Origin of the sequence: Acinetobacter sp. UC24323, assembly GCF_024151445.1 — a bacterium.
GTDB classification, from domain to species: Bacteria; Pseudomonadota; Gammaproteobacteria; order Pseudomonadales; family Moraxellaceae; genus Acinetobacter; species Acinetobacter baumannii.
In genome coordinates, this window is the sequence record NZ_JAHIBY010000011.1 from 112294 (window position 1) to 130244 (window position 17951).

The 17951-nt window shown below is 39.4% G+C and carries 16 protein-coding genes; 6 read left to right on the forward strand and 10 right to left on the reverse strand.

The window, feature by feature from the left end; translation table 11 throughout:
- Positions 1-34 precede the first annotated feature (34 nt).
- Positions 35-892, forward strand: a complete 858-nt coding sequence (locus KNQ97_RS15165; RefSeq protein ID WP_031380062.1) for a DMT family transporter — start codon at positions 35-37, stop codon at positions 890-892.
- A 38-nt stretch (positions 893-930) separates the two neighbouring features.
- On the opposite strand, the gene nfsB is transcribed toward KNQ97_RS15165, so the two are convergent.
- On the reverse strand, positions 931-1584 hold the full coding sequence (gene nfsB, locus KNQ97_RS15170; RefSeq protein ID WP_021510422.1) for an oxygen-insensitive NAD(P)H nitroreductase: 654 nt from the start codon (positions 1582-1584) through the stop codon (positions 931-933).
- 139 nt (positions 1585-1723) lie between these two features.
- Here nfsB and KNQ97_RS15175 point away from each other — a divergent pair, with 139 nt between their 5' ends.
- Positions 1724-1939: a hypothetical protein gene (locus KNQ97_RS15175; protein ID WP_114158788.1), complete on the forward strand. Its 216-nt coding sequence runs from the start codon at positions 1724-1726 to the stop codon at positions 1937-1939.
- Positions 1940-1950: 11 nt separating this feature from the next.
- Here the strand turns inward: KNQ97_RS15175 and KNQ97_RS15180 are convergent, their stop codons facing one another.
- On the reverse strand, positions 1951-2670 hold the full coding sequence (locus tag KNQ97_RS15180) for a UDP-2,3-diacylglucosamine diphosphatase (protein WP_031380064.1): 720 nt from the start codon (positions 2668-2670) through the stop codon (positions 1951-1953).
- A 15-nt stretch (positions 2671-2685) separates the two neighbouring features.
- Positions 2686-3195, reverse strand: coding sequence for a peptidylprolyl isomerase (locus tag KNQ97_RS15185; protein WP_000009660.1), 510 nt, complete (start codon positions 3193-3195; stop codon positions 2686-2688).
- Positions 3196-3363: 168 nt separating this feature from the next.
- On the opposite strand from KNQ97_RS15185, the gene KNQ97_RS15190 reads away from it, so the two are divergent.
- On the forward strand, positions 3364-5091 hold the full coding sequence (locus tag KNQ97_RS15190; RefSeq protein ID WP_000803942.1) for a glutamine--tRNA ligase/YqeY domain fusion protein: 1728 nt from the start codon (positions 3364-3366) through the stop codon (positions 5089-5091).
- 485 nt (positions 5092-5576) lie between these two features.
- Here KNQ97_RS15190 and KNQ97_RS15195 read toward each other — a convergent pair whose 3' ends face one another.
- The 5 genes from KNQ97_RS15195 to KNQ97_RS15215 all read right to left on the reverse strand — a co-directional run bounded on the left by KNQ97_RS15195 (position 5577) and on the right by KNQ97_RS15215 (position 11860).
- A complete protein-coding gene (locus KNQ97_RS15195) occupies positions 5577-6299 on the reverse strand; it encodes a glutamine amidotransferase (RefSeq protein WP_001098470.1) in 723 nt (240 codons plus the stop codon).
- A gap of 163 nt (positions 6300-6462) precedes the next feature.
- Positions 6463-7278, reverse strand: a complete 816-nt coding sequence (eutC, locus tag KNQ97_RS15200; protein ID WP_253612419.1) for an ethanolamine ammonia-lyase subunit EutC — start codon at positions 7276-7278, stop codon at positions 6463-6465.
- Positions 7279-7288: 10 nt separating this feature from the next.
- On the reverse strand, positions 7289-8674 hold the full coding sequence (locus tag KNQ97_RS15205; RefSeq protein ID WP_032059739.1) for an ethanolamine ammonia-lyase subunit EutB: 1386 nt from the start codon (positions 8672-8674) through the stop codon (positions 7289-7291).
- 16 nt (positions 8675-8690) lie between these two features.
- A complete protein-coding gene (gene eat, locus KNQ97_RS15210; protein WP_253612420.1) occupies positions 8691-10127 on the reverse strand; it encodes an ethanolamine permease in 1437 nt (478 codons plus the stop codon).
- Between the two features lie 221 nt (positions 10128-10348).
- Positions 10349-11860: an aldehyde dehydrogenase family protein gene (locus KNQ97_RS15215; protein ID WP_002157524.1), complete on the reverse strand. Its 1512-nt coding sequence runs from the start codon at positions 11858-11860 to the stop codon at positions 10349-10351.
- Positions 11861-12003: 143 nt separating this feature from the next.
- Here KNQ97_RS15215 and KNQ97_RS15220 point away from each other — a divergent pair, with 143 nt between their 5' ends.
- Positions 12004-13194: a transcriptional regulator gene (locus KNQ97_RS15220; protein ID WP_002157659.1), complete on the forward strand. Its 1191-nt coding sequence runs from the start codon at positions 12004-12006 to the stop codon at positions 13192-13194.
- Here the strand turns inward: KNQ97_RS15220 and KNQ97_RS15225 are convergent.
- On the reverse strand, positions 13191-14159 hold the full coding sequence (locus KNQ97_RS15225; protein ID WP_002157626.1) for an alpha/beta hydrolase: 969 nt from the start codon (positions 14157-14159) through the stop codon (positions 13191-13193). The genes KNQ97_RS15220 and KNQ97_RS15225 overlap by 4 nt on opposite strands.
- 194 nt (positions 14160-14353) lie before the next feature.
- A complete protein-coding gene (locus tag KNQ97_RS15230) occupies positions 14354-15526 on the reverse strand; it encodes an iron-containing alcohol dehydrogenase (RefSeq protein ID WP_000874704.1) in 1173 nt (390 codons plus the stop codon).
- A gap of 230 nt (positions 15527-15756) precedes the next feature.
- On the opposite strand from KNQ97_RS15230, the gene KNQ97_RS15235 reads away from it, so the two are divergent.
- Together KNQ97_RS15235 and KNQ97_RS15240 are read left to right on the forward strand one after the other, a co-directional pair.
- The gene (locus KNQ97_RS15235; RefSeq protein WP_000808297.1) at positions 15757-17469 is read left to right on the forward strand and encodes an AAA family ATPase; all 1713 of its coding nucleotides are present in this window, start codon (positions 15757-15759) and stop codon (positions 17467-17469) included.
- Positions 17470-17513: 44 nt separating this feature from the next.
- On the forward strand, positions 17514-17873 hold the full coding sequence (locus tag KNQ97_RS15240; RefSeq protein WP_001120984.1) for a 5-carboxymethyl-2-hydroxymuconate Delta-isomerase: 360 nt from the start codon (positions 17514-17516) through the stop codon (positions 17871-17873).
- Positions 17874-17951: the final 78 nt, after the last annotated feature.

Here is a 17951-nt window from a genome sequence, read left to right on the forward strand (position 1 = left end):
TTTCTTAAAATTTAGATTAATAGGTTCTTTGCAAATGGTATTAATATTTGCTGCAGCATTGTGCAGTGTTCTGGTTTCTGTACTACTTAAAAATTTAAAGAAAAAGGGATATCAACCCATGCAAATGATTGCATGGAATTACGCAAGTGCCAGCTTGCTATGTTATCTGTGGTTTAAGCCAGATATTCAGCATATTTCTATACAACATACACCTTGGTGGCTAATTGTGGCGTTAGGCGTCATTCTACCGAGTATCTTTTTATGCCTTGCTAAATCTTTAGAGTACGCAGGTATTGTCAAAACCGAAATTGCTCAGCGGCTGTCCGTGGTACTTTCTTTATTGGCGGCTTATTTCTTTTTCCAAGAGCAGTTTAATTCTCTTAAATTATTAGGGATAGGTTTGGGAATTTTTGCTGTTCTCTTAATTTTATTAGGTCATTTCAACGAGTCTTCCGGATCTCAATCAAAAAAAGCAATTTTTGCTTTGATGAGTGTTTGGTTTGGATATGCCGCTGTAGATATCTTGTTAAAATATACGAGTAGCTTAGGCCTACAGTTTACTTTGACTTTAAATCTAATTTTTATAACGGCCTTTGTTTTATCGATTATTTATTTAATATTTCAAAAAAATTCAGCATGGCATTTTAAAAATACTTTTGCTGGGTTAATGCTAGGTGTACTAAATTTTTCAAACATTGCCCTATACGTTAAAGCGCATATTTTACTCAAAGATTCTCCGGCCATTGTCTTTGCGAGTATGAATATTTTGGTTGTGTTACTTGGAATAGTTTGTGGCGTAGTTTTATATAAAGAAAAATTAAAACTCCCAACGATTTTAGGAACGATTTTGGGAATAAGTGGATTGGTTTGTTTAGCCTTAGCTATGAAATAGGAGTTCAAAAGACTGTTCTTTTGAACTCCACTAAATTCTTATAAATGTGTAAAAATCACTTCATCCGGCAGACGAGATTTTGGCAATTTCGCATTGAAGTCATTTTCGCTTCTATAACCCAGTGAAACAATTACAGAGCTACGCAAACCTTTTTCTTTTAAGCCAAATTCTTCATTTAAAACATCTTCGTCAAAGCCACCCATTGGAGTTGCATCTATACCTTCAAGACCAGCTGCAAACAGTAGTTGTCCTAAAGCGATAAAAGTTTGATTTTCCATCCAGCCGAATAAGTTCTTTTGCTCATTACGGTAAAACTCAACATAGCCATGACGAGTATCCTTTTGACCAAGTTTGGCTTTCTCATCTTTAAAACGACCACTTAAATCATCTTGTTCAAGTAACTGGTTTAAATATTCGGGTGAAATATCTGTTCTTGTACAAAATACAAGGGTATGTGATGACTCAAGAACCTTGGGTGCATTGTAGGCATATCGTCCTGTTAAGGCTTTGGTAATGCGTTCTTTAGCAGTAGGATTGTCTGCAACCAAGAAATGCCAAGGTTGAATATTCACTGAAGAAGGGGTAAAGCGTAAAATTTCTAATAACTTATTGAATTTTTCTTGAGGAATTTTTTTCTCGGGATCGTACGCTTTGGTAGTGTAGCGACTTTTAACCGTATTTAATAAATCCATACTTTACTCCATATCAATCTTATTACAATGGAAGGGTTCTAATCTTTGGCATCATACGCGATTTTAGAGAAAAACATCTGCATTTTAATGTGATAAAGAAATATAATACTTATATAAATTTTTTACTAATTTATTGAAAATGTTTGAATTAATACCAATTAATCGAAAAAGTAAGCTGCGAGAAATTAGAATTATTAAAGCCTTTCTAATTTTTGCATTTGTATTGTGTCTTTTAATTTTATATATCGAATATCAAAAGTATGCACATATAAACTGGAAATTTGTATTTATTACCTGTCTATGTATGATTTGGGATTTTGATTTAAATAAGCAAGCTAAGTATTTGAAAAAATAACTGAATATTAATTAATAATACCAATCGGTTAGTTTGATTTGCTGCAGATGTGAAGAGGGATCAATTTCTAAAATTTGTGCATGATCTTCACGCCAATCGCCAAGAACAATCCGCTGTTTATGTTGTAATTGATGAATTGCTGGACGGTGAGTGTGTCCATGAATAAGTATATCTACATCTGTGAGGGCAGAGACAACAGCTTGTTCATTTACATCCATAATTTCATAACTTTTTTGCTGTTTGTCTGAATGACTTCTTTTGCGAAAACCATTGACCAGTTTTGTACGGAAACTCAAGGGGGTGCGGCGTAAAAAAGCAACTAGGAAGGGATTTCGGATAATTTTTTTAAATCTTTGATAGGAAATATCATCAGTACATAACGCATCGCCATGTTCCAAACGGTATTGGTGACCTGCAATGTTGAGATAATAAATATCAGGAAGTAATACACCATTAAACTTATCAAGGAAAACCTGATTTAAAGCAAAGTCTCGGTTACCCACTTGGAAATAAACGCGATTCCCTTTTTGGTTAAATACTTTCAAAGCCTCGACAATTTCGTCGAGCCAAGGCGCTGAATAGTCATCACCAATCCAAGCATTAAACCAATCACCTAAAATATAAAGCTGTGTTTGTTTATTTTGATAATGTACCAACAAATCTAAAAACCCTCGAACGAGTCGAGGGTGTTCAGGTGACAAGTGTAAATCTGAAATAAACAGATAAGTCACAGCTTTATCCTAAAATTATTCAGAAATAATTTTAGCAGATTCGATAACAACGTTTTCTAAAGGAACGTCAGCGTGATAACCACGGTTACCTGTACGTACGCCTTTGATTGCTTCTACAACGTCCATACCTTCAACAACTTTACCGAATACAGCATAACCCCAACCTTGTGCAGTTTTTGAAGTATGGTTCAGGAAAGAGTTGTTTTTTACGTTGATGAAGAATTGTGCAGAAGCAGAGTGTGGAGCTTGAGTACGTGCCATTGCAATGGTACCTACATCGTTGCTTAAACCGTTGTCAGCTTCATTTTCAATCGCATCACGAGTTGCTTTTTCTTTGAAGTTTTCGTCAAAGCCACCACCTTGGATCATGAAACCGTCGATAACGCGGTGGAAAATCACGCCATCATAGAAACCGTCACGTACGTATTCTAGAAAATTAGCAGCCGTTTTCGGTGCTTTTTCAGTGTTAAGCTCAAGAACAATACGACCTTTGTTGGTGTTTAATTCGACTTGAGGAAAACTCATTACATTAATCTCCTAAACATGGGCAAATTGACCATGGGTTTTTGGTTGAGAGAAGCATAAGCAAACTGTAAACTACAAGGCAAGTAAAAAACGTTAAAATCTTTGTGAAAAATGAAGATAGCGTTTATTTTTTCGAAATTTTATCTACAAAGAAGTGATTGATACACTATGAAGCCTAATGATGTTGTCTCGAACCTGCCAAACAACCCGACACCGAATACTCATGCCTCTGTCGATTCTGCGCAGCAAGAACAACAGGCTGGATTAGATTTTGTTCGCCAAGTCATTACCGATGATTTAGCTGCCGGACGTGCCAAACAAATCGTAACGCGTTTCCCGCCAGAACCAAATGGTTATTTACATATTGGTCACGTAAAAGCAATTTGCCTCAACTTTGGCGTTGCTGAAGAGTTTAATGGTCTTTGTAATTTACGTTTTGACGATACTAACCCCGATGCGGAAGAACAAGAGTATGTTGATGGGATCGCCAATGATGTGAAATGGCTTGGATTTAGCTGGAATGGCGAACCACGTTATGCTTCCGGTTATTTTGATCAGCTTTATGCTTGGGCAATTCAGTTGATTGAACAAGGCGATGCATATGTTGATTTGCAGTCTCCAGAAGAAATCAAATTAAATCGTGGTAGCTTTGTTGAGCCAGGTAAAAATTCGCCATATCGTGATGCTTCTGTTGAAGAAAACCTTGCTCGTTTTGAAAAAATGCGCAATGGTGAACTTAAAGAGGGTGAAGCTGTTTTACGCGCCAAAATTGATATGGCAAGCCCGAATGTACATATGCGTGACCCAATTTTGTATCGTGTTTTACATTCAGAGCATCACCAAACAGGTGATAAGTGGAAAATCTACCCAATGTATGACTATGCTCATCCATTGTCTGATGCGATCGAAGGAATCACACATTCACTTTGTACATTAGAGTTCCAAGACCACCGTCCGTTTTATGACTGGATTGTTGAAAAAGTTAAGTCTAAAGCTGTGCCGCACCAGTATGAATCTTCTCGCTTAAACGTAGATTACACCATTACGTCTAAACGTAAATTACGTAAATTGGTTGAAGGCGGTTATGTGAATGGATGGGATGATCCTCGTATGCCAACGGTTGTCGGTATGCGTCGCCGTGGTTTCACACCAGAAGGCCTACGTGATTTCTGTAAACGTGTAGGTGTGTCTAAAACTGACGGTATTGTGGATGTCGCAATGCTTGAGTTCTGTATTCGTCAATCTTTAGAGAATACGGCAGCGCGCGGTATGGCAGTGTTAAATCCATTGAAAGTAACACTTACGAACTTACCGGAAGATTTAGACCTTACCCATGCTCGTCATCCTAATGTCGATATGGGTGAGCGCGTGATTCCATTGACTAAAGAAATCTATATTGACCGTAAAGATTTCGAAGAAGTACCGCCAAAAGGCTTTAAACGTTTAATTCCTGATGGTGAAGTTCGTTTACGCCATGCATATGTGATTAAGTGTAATGAAGTCATTAAAGATGCAAACGGTGAAGTCATTGAGCTGAAGTGTTCGATCGATCCGGATACTTTAGGTAAAAATCCTGAAGGTCGCAAAGTAAAAGGCGTAATTCACTGGGTATCTGCAACTAAAGGTATTCCTGCTGAAGTACGTATTTATGATCGATTGTTTACAGAAGCTGACCCTGAAACTGGTGATGATTTCTTAGCAAACTTAAACCCAGATTCTTTGAAAGTGGTTCAAGCTGTGATCGAACCTGCTTTAGCTCAAGCGAAGCCAGAAGATCGCTTCCAATTTGAACGCGAAGGTTATTTCGTTGCTGATCAATACGATCATACTCCTGAGAAGCCTGTGTTTAACCGTGTTCTTGACTTAAAAGACAGCTTCAAGCCTGAGAAAAAGTAAGAGATTGATTATCTCTTACTTTTTCGCAAGACGAACAACATGTTGTGAGTAAATAGTTGAGATTGATTATCTCTTACTTTTTCGCAAGATGAATACCATGTGGTGAGTAAACAGCAGATATAAAAAAGCCCAACTGTAAAGTTGGGCTTTTTATTTAGGTGTCTTCTCATATTTTCTTTTTCTTTATGATTAACGTCCTTGGCAAAGTAGCTTAGGCCGGGTTAATCACATAAAAATAAAGAACTAATAGTATGAGAAGCATAGTTGAAAGCATTAAATAAGTATTAACCGTATTAAAGCTTTTAATAAACTTCCAGATATCCATAGTAAATCAGCGTATATTTTATGTTACAAATTAATAATACACTGAAATTTTTCTGAAATGTTTCTAAAAATAAAATATAAAGCTTTTTTTGTTTAAAAAACAATCAAAAAATACGAGGTAGTAAAAAGCTATATTTAATGCGGATTAAAAAATCACTCATTTAAGCACTATATCCAATTCTTTTTAAGAATTTTTGAATAATTTCAAATGCAGCTTGCTCAAGTGCAGGGGCATATTCAATATTTTGCTCACGCAGTTTTGGAATTGAAACTCCAGCATGGCGAAGTTCACATGTATGGCCAATGAGCCATTTCTCAAAATTTTCTTCTGTTGTTTCAATATGAAACTGCAAGGCAAGAATATTATTTCCAACTTCAAAAGCCTGATTAGTATAAATCTCTGAACTAGCTAATAACACTGCGTTTTCAGGCAGGTCAAAAGTGTCGCCATGCCAGTGTAAAACATGCACATTATTAAGCAAAGGTGATAATACCTGATTAGGACGTAAACTTAAGCTTAAGGCTCCCCAGCCAATTTCTTTTTGATGGCCTGCATATACTTTGGCGCCAAGTGCATGAGCAATGAGCTGTGCGCCTAAGCAAATACCAAGTGTAGGTTTATCTGCTGCCAATCGTTGTTTGAGTAAAGCGATTTCATCTTTTAAAAATGGATAATCTTCGGTTTCATAAACTCCGATTGGGCCGCCTAAAATAATAGTTAAACCGTCATGTGTAAAAGCAGGGGTTAAATCATCCACACCTGCTTCAAAATAGCGGACGCGAAACCCAAGTTGATAAAAAACATCTTCTAATGAACCTAGGTCTTCGAAAGCAAGATGCTGAATGGCATAAATAGTTTTAGGGAAGGCGTTTGTTGTGTTCATACAAATGATTTAGAGAGGACCAATAGGTGGATTATAGCGATAAATATAAAGAAGAAAATATCCATACAAATCGTCAATACCTGAAAATTGCTATTTTTCGTTAAGATAATCTTGTTAGGCATAAATATTTTGTAGGGAAGAAATATCTACGCGTAACTGCTATTTAAAATAAAAGCTTTGCGTTTTCATTATGGTCGATATTTGAAAGTTGATGTTCATCTTTTAAATTCACTCCTGAAAAGCCAAGCTGTTTAGATTTTCTCATTAATGCCATTAAACGTTGTACAGCAACCGGAATACTTAAACCTGCTGAGCGGACATTTGAAATACAGTTGCGTTTGGAGTCGAGACAACCTGAATATGCATTCCATGTGTAGTAAATTCCCATACTGTCAGGAGAGCTTAAACCAGGGCGTTCTCCAATCAGCATGACTAGCATGGATGCTTTAAAAATTTCTGCAATTTCATCGCCTAAAGCAACTCTGCTTCCTGTTGCAAGTACAATTGGGGCAAGTCTCCAATTTTCTTGCTGAATATGTTCACTTAGCGCTGCAATAAATGCGATAGCATTTGCTTCAATCGCTCTTGCAGAGAGACCGTCACCTACCACAATACAAACATCATACTGTTGCGGGTTTTCTGCATACTTCTTAATTAAGGTATCTTTTGATGGGTTTGAAAGTTGGCGTCCCAAATCTGGACGTTTAAGATAAATTTCTTTATTAGGTGCATTACTTTGTATATGAAAACTTTGCAGCTGCTGCTGTGCTAATTGCTCCGAGAGGTAGGAAACATCCATCTCTTGATAAACTGCATCTTTTGCTTGCGCATGAGACAACTGAAACTCAAGTAAGGCGTGTGTTGGGATACTACAACCTGCACGACCCAGAGCAATGCGGGCATCGGTAAACTGTTTGAGCTTTTCCCACTGATCCTGATGGGTAGAGGATGGATATTGAATATCACGATTAAGTTTCATGGTGTTCTCCCTAGTTCATAAGCAGACGAGAGAATTGGTCAGGCATATGGTCTGCCCAACAAATTTGAGAGTTTTGCTGTTTAAAAATCCCTTGTTGTTCAAGCCAAGCGGAGAACTCAGGAGCGGGTTTTAAACCTAAGAGTTGTCTTAAATAGAGAGCATCATGAAAGGAAGTGGTTTGATAGTTGAGCATGACATCGTCTGAACCCGGAATCCCCATAATAAAGTTAATGCCTGCGGCGCCAAATAGAGTAAGAAGTACATCCATATCATTTTGGTCGGCATCGGCATGGTTGGTATAACAAATGTCGCAGCCCATTGGCACGCCAAGTAACTTACCGCAGAAGTGATCTTCCAGTCCCGCACGTATAATTTGTTTACCGTTAAAGAGATATTCGGGGCCAATAAAACCAACGACTGTATTCACTAAAAGCGGATTGTATTTACGGGCCACTGCATAGGCACGAGTTTCTAATGTTTGTTGGTCTACTCCGTGATGAGCATTGCTTGATAGGGCACTGCCTTGACCCGTTTCAAAGTACATGACGTTTTGTCCAATGGTTCCGCGTTTAAGTGCGAGGGTGGCTTCATATCCTTCTTGTAGTAAATCGAGTGAGATTCCAAAACCTTCATTAGCCAGTTGGGTGCCGGCAATTGATTGGAACATTAAATCAATCGGTACATTTTTTTCAGCCAGTTGAATGCCTGAGCTGATATGCGTAAGTACACAAGATTGCGTTGGAATTTGATATTCCTGAATGACATGATCAAGCAATTTCAGTAGCTCTGACAAATTATGAAGGTTATCCGTGGCAGGGTTAATGCCAATTACGGCATCGCCATTGCCATACATCAAACCATCTAAAATACTGGCTGAAATACCGAGCACATCATCGGTAGGATGGTTGGGTTGTAAACGGGTAGAAAGATGGCCTTTTAAGCCAATTGTGTTGCGAAATTGGGTGACCACTTCACATTTGCTGGCGACATAAATCAAATCTTGATTGCGCATAATTTTACTGACAGCAGCCACCATTTCTGGAGTTAAACCTGATGCTAATGCTTTTAAGCTTTCTGCAGTGGCATCTTCACCAAGTAGCCAATTTCTAAAATCGCCTACTGTAAAATGTGAAATAGGGGCAAAGGCTGCCAGATCATGTTCATCAATAATCAGTCGTGTAATTTCATCAGTTTCATAATCGATTACAACTTCATTTAAAAAGGTTTTTAATGGCACATCGGCCAAAGTCATTTGTGCCGCAACATGTTCGGTTGCATCTCTGGCAGCTACACCGGCTAACTCATCGCCTGAACGTAACGGTGTAGCTTTGGCCATTAACGTTTTTAGGTCAGCAAAGTGATACTGTTGATTGGCGACAATATTGCGATAACTCATAGTTACATCCTTTTATTTATAGTTCTTGTTCTGCTGCTTTAATATTTGCAAACTCTTCTTCTAGTGTTCCTTTCACTAAATGATAGCGGCTGTAGAACAAAAAGTAAGCAATAAATACGACATAGATACCGGCAGCAATAAACCACACTTTCGGATTAACAACAAAACCTGCGACCACAGCAGCGACTGCTAAAACTAGTGCAATGCTTGAAGTGATGATTCCTCCTGGAGTTTTATAAGGATGAGGCATGTCGGGTTTAGATAAGCGCAGTTTGATGTGTGATAAAAGAATCAGCACATAAGAAATAGTTGCACCAAAAACCGCGATTAAAATGAGTGAATCGCCTTCTTTGGTAAGTGAAAGCAAGAACCCGATAATGCCCGGAATAATAATTGCAAGATAAGGGGCTTTATTTTTATTGGTTAAAGAGAGTGAAGTAGGTAAGTAACCAGCTCGTGACAATGCAAAGATTTGACGCGAATAGGCATAGATAATTGAGAAGAAACTTGCGATTAAACCAGCTAAACCCACAAAGTTTACGAATGTCGCAAGCCAAGTGTTGGTGCCATAAACTTTAACCAAAGAATCTACCAGAGGGGCACCTGAGTTTTGTAAAGTACTTGCACCTGCTGCGCCTGCACCCAAGAACAAAATAAGCATGGCAAATGCTGTTAAGATGAGCATTGCACCGATTAAACCGCGTGGCAGAGATTTGGCTGGATCTTTTGCTTCTTCTGCTGCTAACGGAACACCTTCTACTGCAAGAAAAAACCAGATAGCAAAAGGAACCGCGGCCCAGATGCCCAAGTAGCCATGAGGTAAAAAAAGACTTGCGCCAACACCTGTACTAACTGGAATATCAAATAAATTTTGTGCATTAAAGTGTGGAATCATTGCCCCAATAAACACGACAAGGGCAACAGCGGCGACAAGTGTAATCGCAAACATGATTTTTAAAGCTTCGCCAGCACCTTTGAGATGTATACCCATAAAAATGGCGTAACAGGCGAGGTAAATCATCCAGCCATTAATACCAAATAGAGATTCGCAATAACCACCAATAAATACGGCAATAGCAGCAGGCGCAATTGCGTATTCAATTAAAATCGCTGTGCCTGTTAAATAACCACCAAAAGGCCCAAAGGCAGCACGGGCAAAACTATAACCGCCACCTGCTGTCGGCATCATGGTGGACATTTCTGACATAGAAAGACATAGGCACAGGTACATCAAGGCAGCAAGAGCAGTGGCAATAAACATACCACCCCAACCACCTTGAGCAATACCAAAGTTCCAGCCAGCAAAATCACCTGATATCACATACGCTACGCCTAAACCAATCAGGAGTAACCAACCCACGGTACCTTGTTTAAGTTGGCGCTGAGCGAAATATTCTGCTGATGAGACTTCTGCACTTGAAGAAATAACGGAAGCTGTTTCTGGTTGATTCATACAATACTCCAGCGAGTTGGTTTGTATGAATGAATGCAAAAGCAATGCCTAAATGACGTGCTTTAAATATTAGATGACGCTTTTTTATTCCGGATAGTAAAAATTTGAGAGCTGACTGTACTAAATAAAAAAGCCAGCAATCTAAATTACCGGCTTCTTATATAATTAATGAGCTTGTTTCCTTCTAGCGTTGATAGCTTGGTATCAACTTGGTGCGAAACTTAGAAGAAGCCCATTGGTTTGGTTGAATAACTCACCAACAAGTTTTTGGTTTGTTGATAGTGATCCAGCATCATCTTATGGTTTTCACGACCAATACCAGACTTCTTGTAACCACCAAATGCAGCATGCGCAGGATAGATGTTATAGCAGTTTGTCCAGACACGACCCGCCTCAATAGCACGACCAGCGCGGTAAGAAATATGGGCTGAACGTGACCATACACCTGCACCTAAACCATACATAGTGTCGTTGGCAATTTTGATTGCATCGTCAAAGTCTTTAAATGTTGTCACAGCCAGTACAGGACCAAAAATTTCTTCTTGGAAAACTTGCATGCTGTTGTGGCCTTTAAAAATAGTCGGATCAACATAGAAACCATCACCTACTTCTTTACGGCCACTACCACCAAGTAAGAGTTCTGCACCTTCTTCTCGGCCCGTATTAATACAACGTAAGATTTTCTCTTGTTGTTGCAAAGATGCTTGAGCACCAATCATGGTTTCAGTATCGAGAGGATGACCAGTTTTAATACGTTTTACACGTTCGACGGCCAACTCTAAGAATTGATCAGCAATACTTTCTTGTACTAAAGCACGAGAAGGGCAAGTACATACTTCACCTTGGTTTAAGGCAAACATGGCAAAACCTTCCAGCGTTTTTTCTAAGAAGTCATCTTCTTTATCCATGATGTCTTCAAAGAAAAGGTTCGGTGACTTGCCGCCAAGCTCTAGCGTGACTGGAATAATATTTTCGGTCGCATATTGCATCACCATTTGCCCAGTTTGAGTTGAACCTGTGAACGCAATTTTTGCAATACGTGGGCTTGTCGCTAACGGACGGCCAACTTCTGCACCGAAACCATTCACAATATTAAGTACGCCCGGCGGTAAGATATCTTGGATGAGTTCGGCAACCAACAAAATACCTACCGGAGTTTGCTCAGCTGGCTTAATCACCACACAGTTACCAGCCGCCAAAGCGGGAGCGAGCTTCCATGCAGCCATTAAAATCGGGAAGTTCCATGGAATGATTTGACCAACCACACCTAGTGGTTCATGGAAATGGTAGGCAATGGTATCTTCATCAATTTCAGAGATGCCGCCTTCTTGAGCACGAATACATCCTGCGAAATAACGGAAATGGTCGATTGCAAGTGGAAGGTCAGCTGCTAAAGTTTCACGAACTGCTTTACCGTTGTCCCAAGTTTCTGCAACCGCAAGCATTTCAAGATTTGCTTCTAAACGATCAGCAATTTGTAAAAGTATATTAGAACGTGTAGTCGGTGAAGATTTATTCCATGAAGCTTTCGCTTTGTGTGCTGCATCTAAAGCAAGTTCAATATCTTCAGCACTAGAGCGTGGAATGCGTGTGAAAGCTTTTCCATCCACTGGTGACACATTATCAAAATATTCACCCTTTAGAGGTGCAACCCATTCACCGCCAATAAAATTTTCATATTGTGATTTAAATTGAACTTTTGAGCCTGGTTGATTTGGATCGATATAGCGCATATAAATATTCCTTTGCTTTTTTAGGACTAAAGACTAACAAGAACCCTGTCAGTAAGTACTTTCGTACTTTGTATAATTAGGATATAAAGAAGAAGGTTGGAGAAAGGTTGGAATAGAAATGTGAATATATAAGGAATTTACAAATGTTCACAAAAAAGGATTTATTGCAGCAACGGATGTTGATTGATCAACTGCGCACGCAAAATAGTCTCTCTCCTCAGAACGCTGCCAAACTCGGCCAAAGTATTGCAAGCTCGTGGGAACGATCAGCTTCTGCTGCGATTCCTAAAGAACGATTTGCAGCACCTCTACTCGAAAGAAAATCTGCTTCACAAAATGCTTTAGATCTGGCACTAAGCCAGTGTGCTGATGACTTACGTCATATTGCAGAGCAGTCTTCTATGGTTATTGCTGTGGGTGACATCGGTAGTACCATTATCTGGACAGCCTCAAGTGCTCAAATGCAGAGTGCTGCTGAACGTGTACATTTTGTACAAGGTGGTCAATGGCGTGAAGAATTTGTAGGTACGAATGCATTGGCGTTATCTTTAAAAACTCAACAATCAAGCTGTGTTTTTTCCAATGAACATTATATGGAGTCGATTCACGATTGGGTTTGTTATGCGGCACCCATTATCGATCCATACTCAAAACAAACCTTGGGCGTGGTAGATTTATCAACCACATGGAAAAACCATAATACCTTGGGTATTTTGGCCGCTGAGCGTTGTGCCTCCATTATTCAATCTGCCTTGTTAGAACAACAGCGCCAGCACTTACACATCCGGGCATTTTCGACGTCGCAAGTCAAATTTAACGGCAAAAGTTTATTATTGACGCCGCGTCAAATTGAAATTTTAACGATATTGGCACTATGTCCACATGGTTTAACCTTAGAGCATCTCTATCAGGCACTTTATGGTGAGCGTAAAGTAAGCATGGGTACGCTTAAAGCTGAAATGTCTCAATTGCGAGATATATTGGGAGGTTTGCTTGGTTCACGTCCATATCGGTTACTTGTGCATGTTGAGGCCGATTTTTTACAAGCTGAACAAGCGCTTGATGCTGGATATGTCGCCTCTGCATTGCAGCTTTATACGGGCGTATTTCTGGCAAAAACCGAAAGTCCGTTTCTGTGTGCATGGCGTGACTGCCTTGAGTCGCGCTTAAGTGATGCGATTTTTAAAACACAAGAAACAGATTTATTACTTAAGCATTTAGCTCATTTCCCTGAAGCAATCGATGCGGTAGAACGTCTTATGGAGTTATTACCGAGTGAACATCCTGCGCATCAATTGCTAGTGAAATATATTGACTCACCTAAGCTAAGTTAGGTGACTTTTTGATCCAGCCATTGGAATAGTTGCTGATAGACTTGTTCACGTACTGGCTGGGCCGAAAGGACTAAATCGTGTAAACCATTGTGAATAGAGACAACTGAGACATCGCCTTTCATTTTTTTCCCAAATTTAGCAATGTCTTTAACGTCTAAAATGACATCGCTTTGAGTTGCATCGGGTCCCCATTTGCGTGGGTTTTTAGTTTGGTGCGAATGCATAATCAGGGCTGGAATATTCAATTTAACACCGCGGTGAATTTCTTTTTGCGCAGTATGAATTGCATGTACAAAGCTGAGTTGAACTGTCGGGGCAGAGGTTGGTTTCCAATCGAGGTTGAAATCCCATTCACCTTTAAGCTGCTTATGAAGACTGGTGGTGTACCATTTGTTCAGTTGGCTTGGAAATTTAACTTTTGGCAGATATTTTCCTACTCGACTGAGCATTGGAATACCAAACTTCTTTTCGACTAAGCTTAAATTAAAATCGTAAAACGGACTATTCGCCCAGAGTGCTTTAATGAGGGGATGATCAGGATGATGCGCAGCATAAAGCGTTGCCGTTAAGCCGCCTGTTGAGTGACCTGCAAGTAAAACTTGTGTATGTTTTTCTTGGCCAATAATCTCTAATACTTGAGTAATTTCGGCATCATATTCATTTAAATCGAGCACATTATAGAAAATTTGATGAGGCAGTTTTGAGCGGCCATATTTTCTTAAATCGAGTGCATAGAAGTCATAACCATGGGCATTAAATTGCTCGGCCATTTCGGTTTGAAAGAAATAATCTAAAAAACCATGAATATAAAGTACCGCTTTTTGAGTCGGTTGAGTGGCTTTTTTACGAACTAAGGTGGCTACAACTTTACCTTCATAATCATCTGGAAAGTTGAGCGTTAGCTGCTCATAGCCGGCACCTAAAATATCTGGGGCATAATTGTGTTTAGCTGTAGATGTATTCATTTTTATCGAGCTATTGTCATTAAGTCATGTTGAGTATCCTTCAATGAAATGGGCAAATTGTCAATTAGGTTTAGAGAAGGTTGGAGTATAGGTTTTAAAAAAAGGGAATACCGCTGGAGCTAAGTATTCCCCAAAAAGTAAGTCAACGGTCGGAGGGATTTGACTTACTACAGGAACATAGCGTTACATCAGTATTAAAGAGCTGCTTTGAAAATCTCCACAACTTGTGCATGGTTTGCTTTACGAGGGTTGGTGAGCATACATGCATCTTTTTGAGCATTTTCGGCCATCACCGCGAGGTCTTCGGTTTTTACGCCCAGTTCTGTTAGGCCAGATGGGATACCAATTGAAGAAGACAGTTTACGAATGGCATCAATTGCAGCATACGCAGCTTCTGTTACGGTGAGACCGTGCGTATTTACACCCATTAATTCTGCGATTTTTGCATAACGATCTGGACAAGCAATTAAGTTAAATTCACAAACATGGGGTAGCAAGATTGCGTTACATACACCATGAGGTAGGTTGTAGAACCCGCCCAACTGGTGTGCCATTGCATGAACATAACCTAAAGATGCATTGTTAAATGCCATACCAGCCAAGTACTGCGCATAGCTCATAGCATCACGCGCTTCGATGTTTTCGCCATTTGCGACAGCAGGTTGTAACCATTGACTAATCATGGTGATTGCTTTTTCTGCACACGCATCGGTAATTGGGTTTGCCGCCGTAGATACATATGCTTCAACTGCATGGGTTAGTGCATCCATACCTGTTGCAGCGGTTAAACCAGCCGGTTTTGCAATCATGAGTTTCGGATCATCGATCGCAATGAGAGGGGTACAACGCCAGTCCACGATAGCCATTTTTACGTGAGTATCGGTATTGGTAATAATACAGAAACGAGTCATTTCAGATGCCGTACCAGCCGTTGTATTCACTGCAATCAATGGCGTCATTGGGACTTTACTTTTATCGATGCCTTCGTAGTCACGAATATGACCACCACCCGCAGTCACTAAGCCAATCCCTTTTGCACAGTCATGAGATGAGCCACCGCCTAACGACACAATAAAGTCACAGCCATTTTCGTTATAGGCATTCACACCGTTGTGGACATTAATATCGGTTGGGTTAGGTTCCGCGCCCGGGAAAATATGGCTCGCTACGCCTGCTTCGGTTAAATAGCTTGCGATAAGATCTGCAACGCCAAATTTAAATAGCCCTTCATCGGTCACAATTAATGCTTTTTTTGCGCCGAGGTTCTGCGCCTTTGTTCCAATTTCTTTGGCACATCCTGGTCCAAAGAGTGATACGCAAGGAATATAAAAACCGTTTGTTTGATCTGCAATATTTTTAAAAGCCATGGAGTGATTCCTTTTTCCATAAATCCATTGTTTGTTATTACAGGTGAGCCTCACCATGGCCTTAGTATTGTAATGTGTAGATTATTTTCCTACCTACCAAAAACCTACCAAATACCGACTTGATATTAGTTATTGATTTATATTGTTTTTATAGAAAGTTTAGCTCATTCATTTAAATTTTTCGGGAAAATCGTTAAGCTATGGGCTGTTGAAGATGTACATATGAGATTATGAAACAGGAAACTGCACTTAAACTGCTAAAAGCAGGTGAAAATGTTTTTTTAACCGGTTCGGCTGGTGCAGGGAAAACCTATACACTCAATCAGTACATCCATTACCTAAAAGCGCGTAAAGTACCTGTAGCGATTACAGCATCTACCGGTATTGCTGCAACGCATATGAATGGCATGACAATTCATACATGGGCTGGTATTGGCATCAAAGATCATCTAACTGACGATGACTTGAAACGGATGAAAGAGCGTAAATATCTCAAGGAACACCTTGAAAACGCGCAAGTTCTTGTGATTGATGAAATCTCAATGCTCCATGCGAAGCAGCTTAATCTGGTCAATCAGGTTTTAAAATATTTTAAAGAAAGTGATGAAGCATTCGGTGGCATTCAAGTGATTGTGGCTGGAGATTTCTTCCAGTTGCCGCCTGTAGGCCGTAATGGTGAAGCCAACCGTGACAAATTCTGTTTTATGTCTGATGCATGGGTCGAAGCCAAATTTCGGGTATGTTATTTAACAGAACAACACCGCCAAGATGATGAAATTCTGAATCAGATATTAAATGCGATTCGTGCGCAAAGTATTCAAACCGAGCATTTGCAAGCTTTGCATCAATCCCGTACTCATGACATTGGCGAAACCTTTACTCGTCTTTATACGCATAACATGGATGTCGACAATATCAATTATCAGCACTTAAACGAAATTGATAATGAAGGACATCAATTTAATGCCGTTTTAGACGGTAATGAAAAATTATTAGAAACTTTAAAGTCTTCAGTTCGTGCTCCGGAAGAACTCACACTTAAAAAACATGCCAAAGTGATGTTTGTAAAAAACAACTTTGATATGGGTTATATCAACGGAAGTTTAGGTGAGGTGATCGGTTTTGAAGAAGATGACGAAAATGGGTTATTGCCAAAGGTAAAATTAACCGATGGTACAACTTTGCTGGTAGCGCCTGAAACATGGTCAATTGAAAATGAAGCAGGAAAAGTCATTGCAAGTTTTCAGCAAATTCCACTTCGTTTGGCATGGGCGATTACCATTCATAAAAGCCAAGGTATGACTTTGGAAGCTGCTGAAATTAACCTGATGCATACCTTTGAAAAAGGGCAAGGTTATGTTGCGCTCTCACGTTTGAAGTCTTTAACAGGGTTAAAATTATTAGGTTTTAATGAACAAGCTTTGGAGTTAGATAGTCTGGCTGTAAAAGCTGATCGCCGTTTTCAAGAGCTTTCTAAAGAAGCCGAAGATAATTTTGCTAATGTCGATTTAACGGCTCAACATAAAGCCTTTATTCGTCATTGTGGTGGAACCTTAAATGAAACTGAGATTTCAAGAAATGAGAAAAAACTAGCGAGAGGCGAGAAGCAAAATTACGCCTCAGCGACTTTGGATGAAACTCGTGCATTGTTTGAAGAAGGCTACGAAATTGAAGATATTGCACATGAACGTGGTCTAACACCTGCAACCATTATTAATCACTTGGCTCGACTGCATAAAGAACAAAAGCTAGATATTTCGGTTGCCCATCCTGGTGAAGAAGTGGTCGAAGAAGTACGTAAAATTTATAAGAAGTTGAAAAAACGCCAAAATCCGGATCATTTTTCTGATGATGGTTCGATCAAACTAAGACCAATTGTTGAGGCAACCAGTCCTCGAATGGGATATGATCAGGTTCGATTAGCTTTATTATTTATTGAATAAAGTTTAATTGGCTTAAATGACTTATTATATAAATTGAGGTGGCTATGCCACACGTTGTAGTTGATTATTCAGATAACTTAACTGGACTAAATGCAAAACAATTACTTGAAGAAATTAATACCACGCTCATTGAAACAGAGTTGTTTAGTCCAGAAGACATTAAAAGTCGTGCGCGTAGAGATGAGGTTTTTCTGATTGGCTTAGGGGTTGATCAAGCCTATATCCATGTAAAAGCCTATATTTTGTCGGGAAGAACTGCTGAACAAAAACAGCTTGTGGGTGAGCAATTATTAGCGGCGCTCAGCAACAAAAAATATCTACCACAAGAGTTTAATAAAGAAATTCAATTGTGTGTTGAGCTTATCGACATGCCAAGAGACGATTATTTTAAGCAAGTTGTATAACTCTAAAAAACGCAATTTCGATCAAGAATAGCAATGAGCACTATGTAAAAGTAGTGCTATCGAATGAACAGACATAAA